10 protein-coding genes are annotated in these 11,685 nt (G+C 55.3%); 3 read left to right on the forward strand and 7 right to left on the reverse strand.

Annotation, left to right across the window (positions count from 1 at the left end; translation table 11 throughout):
• Window positions 1-23 precede the first annotated feature (23 nt).
• The 4 genes from HV242_RS10465 to HV242_RS10480 all read right to left on the reverse strand — a co-directional run bounded on the left by HV242_RS10465 (window position 24) and on the right by HV242_RS10480 (window position 4,914).
• Window positions 24-683: an O-methyltransferase gene (locus HV242_RS10465; RefSeq protein WP_032681065.1), complete on the reverse strand. Its 660-nt coding sequence runs from the start codon at window positions 681-683 to the stop codon at window positions 24-26.
• 88 nt (window positions 684-771) lie between these two features.
• Complete coding sequence (locus HV242_RS10470; protein ID WP_044866485.1) at window positions 772-2,151, reverse strand: efflux transporter outer membrane subunit; 1,380 nt, start codon at window positions 2,149-2,151, stop codon at window positions 772-774.
• A complete protein-coding gene (locus HV242_RS10475; RefSeq protein ID WP_014169974.1) occupies window positions 2,148-3,230 on the reverse strand; it encodes an HlyD family secretion protein in 1,083 nt (360 codons plus the stop codon). Before HV242_RS10475 ends, HV242_RS10470 begins: the two co-directional genes overlap by 4 nt.
• A 31-nt stretch (window positions 3,231-3,261) precedes the next feature.
• Window positions 3,262-4,914: an MFS transporter gene (locus tag HV242_RS10480; RefSeq protein ID WP_044866484.1), complete on the reverse strand. Its 1,653-nt coding sequence runs from the start codon at window positions 4,912-4,914 to the stop codon at window positions 3,262-3,264.
• Window positions 4,915-5,116: 202 nt separating this feature from the next.
• On the opposite strand from HV242_RS10480, the gene HV242_RS10485 reads away from it, so the two are divergent.
• Window positions 5,117-5,920 carry a YdcF family protein gene (locus tag HV242_RS10485; protein ID WP_014169976.1) on the forward strand — a complete coding sequence of 268 codons (804 nt, stop codon included), beginning with the start codon at window positions 5,117-5,119 and terminating at the stop codon, window positions 5,918-5,920.
• A gap of 48 nt (window positions 5,921-5,968) precedes the next feature.
• Here HV242_RS10485 and gap read toward each other — a convergent pair whose 3' ends face one another.
• Window positions 5,969-6,970, reverse strand: a complete 1,002-nt coding sequence (gene gap / locus HV242_RS10490; RefSeq protein WP_014169977.1) for a type I glyceraldehyde-3-phosphate dehydrogenase — start codon at window positions 6,968-6,970, stop codon at window positions 5,969-5,971.
• Window positions 6,971-7,159: 189 nt separating this feature from the next.
• Between gap and cybB the strand changes: the two genes are divergently transcribed.
• Complete coding sequence (gene cybB, locus HV242_RS10495; RefSeq protein ID WP_025204247.1) at window positions 7,160-7,690, forward strand: cytochrome b561; 531 nt, start codon at window positions 7,160-7,162, stop codon at window positions 7,688-7,690.
• A gap of 49 nt (window positions 7,691-7,739) precedes the next feature.
• Here cybB and HV242_RS10500 read toward each other — a convergent pair whose 3' ends face one another.
• Both HV242_RS10500 and HV242_RS10505 read right to left on the reverse strand, forming a co-directional pair.
• Window positions 7,740-8,807 (reverse strand): oxidoreductase, encoded by a 1,068-nt coding sequence (locus tag HV242_RS10500; RefSeq protein WP_050736760.1) that lies wholly within the window; start codon window positions 8,805-8,807, stop codon window positions 7,740-7,742.
• A 13-nt stretch (window positions 8,808-8,820) separates the two neighbouring features.
• The gene (locus HV242_RS10505) at window positions 8,821-9,564 is read right to left on the reverse strand and encodes a DeoR/GlpR family DNA-binding transcription regulator (RefSeq protein WP_041162592.1); all 744 of its coding nucleotides are present in this window, start codon (window positions 9,562-9,564) and stop codon (window positions 8,821-8,823) included.
• A 736-nt stretch (window positions 9,565-10,300) separates the two neighbouring features.
• On the opposite strand from HV242_RS10505, the gene HV242_RS10510 reads away from it, so the two are divergent.
• The gene (locus HV242_RS10510) at window positions 10,301-11,638 is read left to right on the forward strand and encodes a TolC family outer membrane protein (protein ID WP_020884207.1); all 1,338 of its coding nucleotides are present in this window, start codon (window positions 10,301-10,303) and stop codon (window positions 11,636-11,638) included.
• The last annotated feature ends 47 nt before the right edge of the window (window positions 11,639-11,685 follow it).

Below are 11,685 nucleotides of genomic sequence, written 5' to 3' on the forward strand. Positions count from 1 at the left end.
TCTGTGAGAGAGGGCATCTGCGTTTAGCGATTCACCACGGCCAGGGTAAAGCCATCCCATCCTTTACTGCCCACCGTTTGTAGCGCGGTCGCCGTCAGGCGCGGGTTATCCCCGATCATCTCAATAAATCGTCTGACGCCCTGTACGCGGGCATCGTCACTTTGCGCGTTAATCACTTCGCCGTCACGAACCACATTATCCCCGACGATCAGCGTTCCCGGGCGTGAGTAGTACAGTGCCCACTCCAGATACCCCGGATTGTTTGGCTTATCGGCATCGATAAAGATCAGGTCGAACGGTGGAACATCACCGACGTGTTCAAGAGAGTGCAGCGCAGGGCCTTCAATGAGCTCAATCCGATCGCTGAGCCCCGCCAGCTGGATATTCTGACGTGCAACGCGGGCATGGATGGGGTCCGCTTCGAGGGTGATCAACTTCCCGTCAGGTGGCAGCGCACGCGCCATCCAGATAGTGCTGTAGGCGCCCAGCGTGCCGATTTCAAGGATCCGCCGTGCCTGCGTCATGCGGACAAAAAGCGCCAGCAGCTGCCCCTGATTGGCTGCGACATCATGTTCGGGTAAACCAGCTCGCTGGTTGTTTTCCAGCACCCGCTGGAGGATATCATCCTCGGGAATGAGTGAAGAGATCATGTAATTATCGACTGCAGACCACTGTTGTTGCATAGATTGACTCCTGAGTGGCAAACACCGGGTTGCGCTGCGATCCGGTTTTCGCCCTCTCCATGCCGGAGAGGGCTTGTGGGGTATCAGGTCACGCGTTGCTCCAGCCTCCGCCCAGTGCTCTGTACAAATCAACCTGCGCCAGCAGCAGGTTATTTTTGACCTGCACGACGCTGGTTTGTACCGAGAACAGCGTGCGCTGGGCATCCAGCACATCCAGGTACGACGAATAGCCGTTGCGATAGCGGTTTTGCGCTATGCGCAGCGTCTCTTGCGCCACATCTTGTTGGGCAAGCAGCTCCGTCAGTTGTTCCTGATAGCGCGTGATAGCATCAAGACTGTTATTGACCTCGGCAAAGGCGTTACGGACGGTTTTTTCATAACTGTAAAGCGCCTGGTTGCGCTGGGACTGCGAAATATCCACCTGTGCGTTCAGCGCCTGGCGGTTGAGCAGCGGAGCAAGAATGCTGCCGCCGACGCTCCAGAGCTGCAGCGGGTTGTCGAGTAAGCCGGAGAGCGTGCGATCCTGTATCGATCCGGTTGCGGTCAGGTTGATCGACGGCAGCAGGCTGGCGCTTGAGGCAGCCAGCGAGGCATCAGCCGCAACCAGTTGCTTTTCAGCCTGCACAATATCCGGACGGCGATTAAGCAGCGAGGAGGGCAGTTGCGAGGGCAATGTCAGGGGCGTCAGGGCCGCGAAGTTTTCACTGCGCGCGACCTCGCCCGGGTTGCTCCCCAGCAGCAGGCTCAGGGCGTTCTCCTGCTGTGCAATCTGATGCTGCAGCAGGGGAACCTGCGCCCGCGTGGAGCGCAGTTCGGAGTCGGACTGCATCAGCTCCAGGCGTGAACTGTAGCCCGTTTCAAACTGGCGTTTAGCGAGAGTGAATGCCTCTTCCCGAGACTTCAGCGTGGAGCGGGTGACGCGAAGCTGTTCATCGAGGGACAGCAGGGTGATATAGCCGGAGGCGACCGAGGATGCCACGGTAAGATCTGCCGCCGCCGCCGCGGCTTTCTGCGCGTCCAGCGAGGCTTCAGCCGCATTCGCGGTGCTGCGGTTTACGCCCCAGATATCGACATCATAGCTGGCGGTGAGGCTGCCTTTATACAGGCTGCTGTAGATCGGCAGACCGGTGGCAGCAGATTGTGTCCGCGCGCGGGTGCCCGTGACGCCAGCATCCAGCGACGGAAACAGGCTGCCGTCGGCCGCGTAGACCCGTGCCTGATACTCGTTAATCCGTTCGCGGGCAATCAGCACGTCGCTGTTGTTCTTAAGCGCCAGGTCCACATAGCGGTTCAGATTATTGTCGTGGAAATTACGCCACCAGAGCTGTTCTGCAGGGCTTGCCGGGCCTGCTGTTGCTCGCCATTGCGTGGGGATGTGCAGCGACGGCTGCGCCGGTTTCACGTCGACCGACTGGCAACCGGCCAGCACGGTCATGATCATCAGAACGGCTATCGGGCGAAGGGTCATTGCTTCGCCTCCCGCGTATCAATGGTCACCTGCACCGACATGCCCGGACGCAGAAGCTGATAGGCTTCCTGGTCACCCAATACTTCAATTCGCACCGGAATACGCTGGGCAATTTTGACAAAGTTACCCGTGGCGTTATCCGGCGTGATGGCGCTGAACTCAACGCCGGTTGCCGGAGAGATGCTCTCCACGCGGCCCTGATAGGCCTTATCATTTAATGCATCGACGGTGAATTTCACCGGCTGACCCACCCGAAGCTCCGCCAGCTGCGTCTCTTTAATATTGGCGATCACCCAGTGCTGAGGCGGCACGAGGGTGGTGAGGTGGGTTCCGGCGGTAACGTAAGCGCCCAGACGAACGGCGATCTGACCAAGCTGGCCGTCGCGAGGCGCCACAATGCGCGTGTTTTGCAGGTCAATTTGCGCCAGCTCCAGCGCCGCTTTGGCGTTTTCCACATCCGCCTCCAGCGCGCCGCGATTGACGATCACCGTTTGCAGATCCTGGCGCGACATTTCCAGCGTGGCTTTCGCCTGGTCAATGTCGGCGCTGCCCTGGGCTGCGCTTGCCAGCGCGGCGTCGCGCTCACGGATAGACAGTGAACCATCCGCCGTCAGGTCCTTTACGCGTTTCAAATCCGCCTGGGATTTCAGACTCTGGGCGCGGGCATTTTTCAGAGCCGCTTCGTTTTTGGCGATCACCGCTTCGGCGCTTTTGCGCTGTTGCAGGTTGTTGTTCAGGGCGGCAATCTTCATCGCCAGCTGCGCTTCGGCCTGATGCACCCGCTGGCGGTAGATACGGTCATCAATCTGCAGCAGCAGCTCGCCCTTTTTGACCCGGTCGAAATCCTGCACCTTCACCTCAGTGATATAGCCGTTAACCTGCGGGCTGATAAAGGTCGTCTGTCCGCGCACGTAGGCATTATCAGTAAACTGCGAGTGGCGGGTGAACGGGGGTAGCTGCCAGGCGTAGAGGATCACCAGTACGCCGACAATACCGATTGCCGCCGCGGTGAAAACCGAAACGATACGGACATTTTTACGGGTGTTGGCCTGCTCTTTAGCGGCATCCTGCTGACTCATAACATCTCCAGAGAAATCATCTTCATATTCATTACTTGTTGCCTGTTGCCTTCTTCAGGGCCATACGGGCAGTCAGGCGCAGGCGCAGCAAGCGCCATAAAATCCAGACCAGGGTGGCGGCGGCGATGCTCGCCGTCAGTAAATAAGTATCGTTATAAGCCAGAATATTTGCCTCAAGCGTTGAAACCGTTTGCAGCTGGGTGATGGCCTGGGTACCCAGCAGCGAGCTGTCGCCAATCAGGTTCCGGTACAGCCCGGTGTAAGCCTGAATACGGTCATTCACCAGCGGGTTCAGGGTTGTGAGCTGATCGGCCAGCATGCTGGAGTGGTATTTCTCGCGCCAGGTCTGGAAGGTCCCCAGGATGGCAGAGCCGAGCAGGCCGCCGAGGTTCTGGCTCATGCCAAACATCACCGAGAAGCTCACCAGGTTGCGCGGATCGGCGATAACCCCGCCAATCGCGGCCAGCATGGCGGGCGCGAGGAAGAAGGCGCTGCCGAAGCCCAGCAGGAACTGGCTTAGCATCAGCTGGTCCGGGCGGGTCAGGTTGTTCGACTGGCTGTCCAGCAGGGAGGCAACAATCATAAGCGCCAGCGAGGTAATGATCGGCCACGCCAGTTTTGTGGGCTTGATGGTCAAACAGCTGGTCACAATCCCGCAGACAATACCGGCAAAAATAGACCACGCCAGGTGGGTCATCTGCTCATTCTGCAGGCCGACATACTGCAGCCAGCCGATAACGCCGGTGTTTTGCTCCGCCAGCACGATGCGGATCAGCAGCATAATGAGCCCGAGACGCACGATGCTGCCGCTCGACAACCAGCGGGTATTCAGCAACGGGTTAGAACGGTTATGTTCAAACACGATCGCAGACACGATTAATACCAGCGCTAATGCCAGCGACCAGCCGATCCACGGCGCTTCAAACCACCAGTAAAGACGGCCTAAGGAGAGCACCGCGCAGAGCAGCGCCATCCCCGGGGCCAGTAAAAAGAAGGTGATGAAGTCTTTTTTCTCGAAGACCTTGCGCCGGTCGCCAGGAGGCAATTTCAACGCTATCACGCAGGCCAGTGAAATGAGCGCCAGCCCGAGCTCAAAGAAGTAAAGCCCGCGCCACTCGTCAAGCTGCAGCAGCTCGGTCGAAAAGAGGCGGGCGAGGGGGATGGCGAGCGATGACCCGGTAATCCCGATGGTCAGTGCCTTCAGACGGTGTTTCGCGGGCCAGGCCTGTATCTGGTAGTAAATACCGAGGGAGCTGAGCGCGGCGGCCACCATCCCGTGTGCGGCACGCACCATCAGCGCGGAGCTGAGATCGTTTACAAACAGGTGGAAAAAGGTGACCAGCACATACAGCACCAGAAAACCTTCCGTGAAGGCGCGCAAACCATACTGCTGGCGGAATTTCACCAGCAGCAGGTTGATGGAGATGTTGGTCATCACATACACCGCCGGGAGCCAGGCGATTTCTGTCGACCAGGCCCCGAAGGTTCCCTGCAGATTTTGCAGATTGGCGGTGACCACCGCATTACCCAGCGCCCCCGTCAGGCACACCAGCAGACCGACAACCCCGTAGGCAATCCGTTTTGGCGTGCTGTGTTCTGGCGTGGAGGGCGAACCCAACAGGGCGGGTTTCTCATGAGGCTGCCACTCGCGAGGAGCATAAGGGTCGCGTTCGGGCAGGCGCATAACGTCTTTTACCTTAGAAAAAATTGAATAATGAGTGGGCTAACGATTCTACGTTTGCCGCAAATGATAATTCAAGTGAATATGATTTTCGCAGGTTAATCAAATGTTGAAGAACAGGTTAAGGAAAAAGAGCGGCCCGGGAGGCCGTTGTTTTGTCGATCTGAAGTCGTTAATCTGAACCTGAGCAACTGAGGACATCACCATGGTTCAGACGCATTTTCCCCTTCTGCCGGAGTCAACCCTGGCGGCAATCAACACGGTCGGCCAGTGGCTGGCACAGGATGATCTGGGCGATACCCGCGACGTGGCGGCGGTTGACAGGGTTATTCTGGCCGGAAACGCGGTGATGCCGACCATCGACGCTGCCTGCCGTCTTGCCGCTGAACACGACGTTCCGTTACTGATTAGCGGAGGGATTGGCCATTCGACCGCGTTTTTGTATGCGGCCATCGCTCAGCATTCGCGTTATCACACTGTCCCGGTAACGGGGCGAGCGGAAGCACGTATTCTGGCCGATATTGCCCGCCAGTTCTGGCAAATCCCTGATGCGCACGTGTGGGTTGACGATCAATCAACCAACTGCGGAGAAAACGCGCGTTTTAGCTGGAACATGCTCAAACAGCATCAACAGACGTCCGGGCGCGTGCTGGTCGTGCAGGATCCGACCATGCAGCGCCGCACGATGGCAACCTTTGCCCGCGTGTGCCGTGACGAGTCTGCTTCGCCGCAGTGGGTCAGCCACCCGGGCTATACACCGGTGCTGAAAAATGGCGAAAACGGGCTGGTGTTCAGCGGGGAGAGCGCTGGCCTCTGGCCGGTAGAGCGTTATCTCTCGCTCATTTTAGGCGAGCTTCCGCGACTCTGTGATGACATGAACGGCTATGGCCCGGCCGGGCGTGATTTTATTGCACACGTTGAATTCCCCGACGAGGTGACTGCAGCGTGGGCACGGTTAAAGCAGGATCCTGTGCTTACGGATGCCCTGAACCACCGGTCGCTTCTCTGAGCAGAGGCCGTTTGCGGTATTCCCCTCTCCGCGGAGAGGGGACAGGCATTACAGCGAGGCGAATTTGTCCAGCGTGCGCACCAGTTGGGTGACGAAACCGTATTCGTTGTCATACCAGGCGACGGTTTTCACCAGTTGCAGATCGCCAGCCTCTGAAACTTCGGTCTGTGTGGCGTCAAAGACAGAACCAAAGTGAGAGCCAATCACATCAGACGAAACAATCTCTTCATCGGTATAACCAAAAGATTTATTCCCCTGCGTCGCTTTTTTCAGCGCGGCGTTGATCTCCTCAACGGTGACCTTTTTACCCAGAATCGAGACCAGCTCGGTCACTGAACCGGTTTTCACCGGTACGCGCTGGGCGTGGCCTTTCAGCTTGCCGCTGAGGGCCGGAATCACCAGACCGATGGCTTTGGCCGCCCCGGTGGTGTGCGGAATGATATTCTCCGCCGCGGCGCGTGAGGCGCGAAGATCTTTCCCGCGCGGGCCATCCACCAGCGCCTGCGTGCCGGTATAGGCGTGAATGGTTGTCATGGTGCCCACTTTTATTTCAAACGCATCGTGCAGGGCTTTTGCCAGTGGGGCGAGGCAGTTGGTGGTACAGGAAGCAACGGAGATAATCGTATCACTGGCGTCAATGGTATCGTCATTCACGTTATACACGATGGTTTTCATCTCACCGGCAGGGGCAGAGATCAGCACTTTTTGGGCACCGGCCTCGAGGTGTGCCTGTGATTTTTCTGCCGACGTGTAGAAGCCGGTGCATTCCACGACGATATCCACGCCCGCGGCTTTCCACGGGATATGTTTTGCCTCTTTTTCGGCGTACACGGCGATAGTTTTTCCGTCAACAATCAGGGCGTCTTCGGTGAAATCTACGCTCCACGGGAAGCCACCGTAGTTGGAATCATGCCTGAGCAGATAAGCCAGTACTTTGGGAGAAGTAAGATCGTTGATGGCGACGACGGTGTTGCTGTCCTGGGTTTCAAGAAGGCGACGCAGGACAAGGCGTCCTATGCGTCCAAATCCGTTAATGCCAATTTTACTCATGGTGTACTCCTGTGAACGCGTCTTTGCGACAGTTTGAACTCATCCAGGCTTAGACCATCACGGACAGGGCGGCAATTGAAGAAGCTTCATGCGAGGGGAAGTATTTGAAAAACCATACAGAAAAATTAATGAATTTTTAAGGAAAGGGGATTATGTTGGCGCGATATCGGTTATTTATCAGGAAATCTCATGCGTACTAAATATACAAGCCTGCAAATTGCTATCCACTGGCTGGTGTTTTTGTTAATCATCGTCGCCTACTGCGCGATGGAGTTCAAAGGCTTCTTCCCACGCACCGCCCGGCCGGTAATCAACATGATCCACGTTTCGTGCGGCATCTCTGTGCTGGTGTTGATGGTGACGCGTTTAGTGGTTCGCCTTAAATTCCGCGCACCGCCGATTGAACCGAAGCCAAAACCGATGGTGACCGGACTGTCCCATCTTGGCCATCTGGTGGTATATCTGCTGTTCATCGCGTTGCCGCTGATTGGTATTGTCATGATGTATAACCGCGGTACTGACTGGTTAGCCTTTGGTCTGGTGATGCCGCACGCGGCAGAATCGAATTTTGATCTGGTCGACGTTCTGAAAGAGTGGCACGAGACGCTGGCCAACGTGGGGTACGTTGTGATTGGTCTGCACGCGATGGCGGCGCTGATGCATCACTATTTCTGGAAAGACAACACCCTCCTGCGCATGATGCCAAAAAAACGCCAGTAACCCATAACCGCGAGCCCTGCAGCAGTCTGCAGGGCTTTTTTTTAGCGTTTTATTGCAGTTGAGCGCGTTCTTCCGGGGTTAACTCCAGCGCCTGAGTGGTGCCCGTCTCTGAGGATTTCACGGCCGCTTCCAGTACCGCCATCACCGCCAGCGCCTCGACCGGATGAACCGGATTGGTGATTTTTCCGAGTAGCGCATCACGCACGTTGATGTAGTACTGACGCTGATCGCCTTTCGGCGTGGTAACGGTCTGCGGCTCACCGTTTGCACCAAAGAACACCATGCTGTCACTGTCCTCGCCCCAGGCCTCACTGCCGGGGATCACGCCCGCCAGCAGCTGCGCTTCCTGTTGGTCGATTCGGGCTTTCACCACGCTGCCTTTATCGCCGTGAACGGTAAAACGTGCCGTTCCGCCAGCCACCAGCATGCTGCAGTGCAAAATCACTTTATGTTGCGGATAATCTAAGACCACGTGTGCCCAGTCGTTAATTTCCGCGCCGTCACGCAGCGTGGCGATATTGCCCTGTACCGACTGTGGCAGTCCAAAGAGCTGCAGCGTCTGGTCAATCAGGTGCGGCCCCAGATCAAACCACAGACCACTACCGGGCACGTTTTGCTCTCTCCAGCGCACGCGCACTTCCGGGCGGAAACGGTCAATGTGCGACTCAAGGTGTTTGACCTTGCCAAGGGTTCCTTGCTCAATAACCTGCTTAATGCCGAGGAAGTCGCTGTCCCAGCGGCGGTTATGGAAGACGGAGAGCAGCAGTTGCTTCTCTTGCGCCAGTGCAATCAGGTCGCGGGCTTCCTGCATGTCGAGCGTGAACGGTTTATCCACGACCACATGTTTGCCTGAATTCAGGGCAAGCGTTGCCAGCGGCGCGTGGGTGGCATTAGGGGAGGCAATTACCACCAGATCGACATCTGGATGCTGAATTGCTTCTTGCGGGGTTGCCACCACCTGAACATCAGGAAGATCGCGTTTAACCTTCTCTTCATCACGAGACGAAACCACCGCCAGCTTAAGGCCGTCCACGGACTGGATCAGCGGGGCATGGAAGGTCTTGCCTACAAATCCATACCCGATCAGCGCAATGTTGATTGTCTTCTTTTTACTCATGACCTTCTCCACGTTATTTCGCGCAAACCGTAATGTGCATTGCGCCAGGGTCCCCAAGCTCAGGCCAGGGACGATCTAAAAAGAGGTGCTGGATGTTGGATAATCCGCTGACCAGATACGGTTCACAGCGGTTTAGTTTCAGATGGTCGGCGACAATCCAGCGCTCATGGCTGGCCGCGAGCATCGCCCGTTTGACCTCGGCATCGGCCTCTTTTCCGGCGCTCAGACCGAGTTCAGCATGGATAGCACAGGCCCCCAGAATGGCGATATCCGCGCGGTAGCGTGACAGCAGGGAGAGGGTGGCGCTGCCGGCAAACAGTCGCTGCTTGTGATCCCATTTTCCGCCGAGCAGGATCAGTTCGATATCGTCACGGTCGCTGAAGTGCCACGCGATATCCAGCGAGGTGGTGATGATTGTCAGCGGTCCCTTCAGGAACGAGGCGACAGCCATTACCGTGCTCCCCGCATCCAGAAACAGCGTCGAACCTGGCGGAACAGTCTGCGCCACCTGTTTACCAAGACGTTGTTTGGTTTCCGGCAGCAGTGTATTGCGCCCCTGACGATTCATGGCCGACAGATTCAGGGCAATTGCCCCGCCGTGGTTCTTTTGCGCCAGCCCCTGTTTCTCGAGATCGGTCAGATCCCGGCGGATGGTGTCCGCTGAGACCTGCAGTTTGTCCGCCAGTTCCGTAATGCTGGCCTGCCCGTGCTCACTAATGATATCAAGCACATATTTTTGTCTGGCCGTTTTGTGCATGGATGAATCCCGCAAAATGTCGCAATAAGTTGCATATTACAGCATTTTGCCGCAGAGGGAAGGGTGTTGATCGCCAGTAAGTATCAATGTCCGGTATTGTTCATATTGGTTATTATTAAAATGTTATTAATACGGTGTGAGTGATTCATTCCAAATGTTAACAGCAATGTTATTGTTGTGTTTTATTAAACACACTGGCGGATATAACCATTGTGATACCAATATGCAACCATTAATGCTTTAATGAAATTAATAAATAGCAATAAATTCTGTGTATATTTATATACACAGATATTAATGTTGTATATGGCATTATGGTTACTTAAACTGACATTTCTTTGAAAATCTTTGTGTCTGACGCATGCTGAAATTAACGCAAAAATGTGCATCCGGCGATTCTAAAATTTTACTTAAATAACAAAGACTTTATTTGTTTCATTTGAAAGCCCCTTTTTAAGGTTTTGTCCAGAAACCCCATCTTTTTTCTTATCTGTAACACCACATTAACATTGTGGGTGTAGTTGCCTATAGCGCATTTTGTTATGCTGCAAACCAGTTAAAGAAATAAGTAAATTCTTATTGTCATAAGAATATGGTCGGCTCTCATCTCCAATGGAAATGGGGTTGGGGAGCGTTTGTCCAATATTTATTCGGACCCAGGTAAGATATTTGTCGAATTATTTATACCCCTTTAGGGGTAAATATTTAAGCGTCATTCAGAGTCAGGGAGATAAAAATGACTATCATGCGAAATAATATGTTGCTGAGATTTCCAGTCGCCCTGGCATTAATTTCGTTGGCCTTTAATACGGCCTCTGCGAATAGCCGCCAGGTGGGGATTGCTCCGATTGCCGCGACAACATTAAAAGAGAGTATTCTTTTTGCCATCGATCGCGATCCGTCGATTAGCCAGCAGGCCGCGCAACTGGGAATAGGTCAGGCACAAATAGATGAAGCACGCAGCGGCTGGATGCCACAAATATCGTTAAACGGTAGCACCGGCCATAGCCAGACCACCGATTCCAGCGGCTCGCTGCGCAATTCTGCGGCCTGGGGATTGAGTCTGACGCAGCTGGTATACGATTTTGGCAAGACCAACAACAGCATCGACCAGTCCACGGCGCAGCGCGATAGCTATCGTTACCAGTTGATGAGCACCTTGTCTGCGGTGGCGGAAAAAACGGCGCTCAGCTACGTAGAAGTTAAACGCTATTCCGACCTGTTACAGGCCGCCAAAGAGAACGTTCAGGCGCTCAAAAACGTTGAACAACTGGCCAAGCTCCGCGCCGACGCAGGCGTCAGCTCAACCTCTGACGAGCTTCAGACGCGCACGCGCATTGCCGGTATGCAGGCCACGGTCGAGCAGTATAACGCAGCGTTAAACAGCGCCCGCGCACGGCTTGCGGTGTTGACTGGCATGGAGGCCGAGCGCTATTCACCTGTACCGGCGAAGCTTGCCGTTGAGCAAGACTCGCTTAATCGCATTGATTACTCGTCCATTCCCGCGGTCATGGCCGCGCAGAATATGGAGCGTTCAGCTCAGTATGGCGTGGCAACGGCAAAGTCTCAGCACTGGCCGACGTTAAGCCTGAAAGGAGGCCGCACCCGCTACGAGTCCGACAACCGTTCTTACTGGGATGACCAGATTCAGCTCAATATTGACGCACCGCTATACCAGGGGGGGGCCGTTTCAGCCCGCGTTCGCCAGGCCGAAGGGGCAAGGGCCATGGCATCGTCTCAGGTTGACCAGGCGCGGTTCGATGTCCTGCAAAAAGCCTCTGTCGCGCAGGCTGACTGGACCGGCGCGCAGGGGAGAATGCAGGCGGGGAAGCTGCAGCTGGAAAGCGCGTTACGCGCCCGGGATGTTTACAGAAATGAATATACCCTGAGCAAGCGGAGCATTAACGATTTGCTCAGCGTTGAACAGGATGTCTGGCAAGCCACCTCAGCCAAAATAATGGCTGAATATGATGGCTGGAGTTCGGCGATTAATTACGCATCTGCCGTTGATAATTTGATGCCGCTGATCGGAATAGAGAAAAACGCTGCCGCAAAATTACCTGATTTGAGTTAAAAAACACGCGTCTTTTTGTGCGAAATAAGTAAGAAAATAATGGGTGC

It is taken from the genome of Enterobacter sp. RHBSTW-00593 (genome assembly GCF_013784105.1).
Taxonomy (GTDB): domain Bacteria; phylum Pseudomonadota; class Gammaproteobacteria; order Enterobacterales; family Enterobacteriaceae; genus Enterobacter; species Enterobacter ludwigii.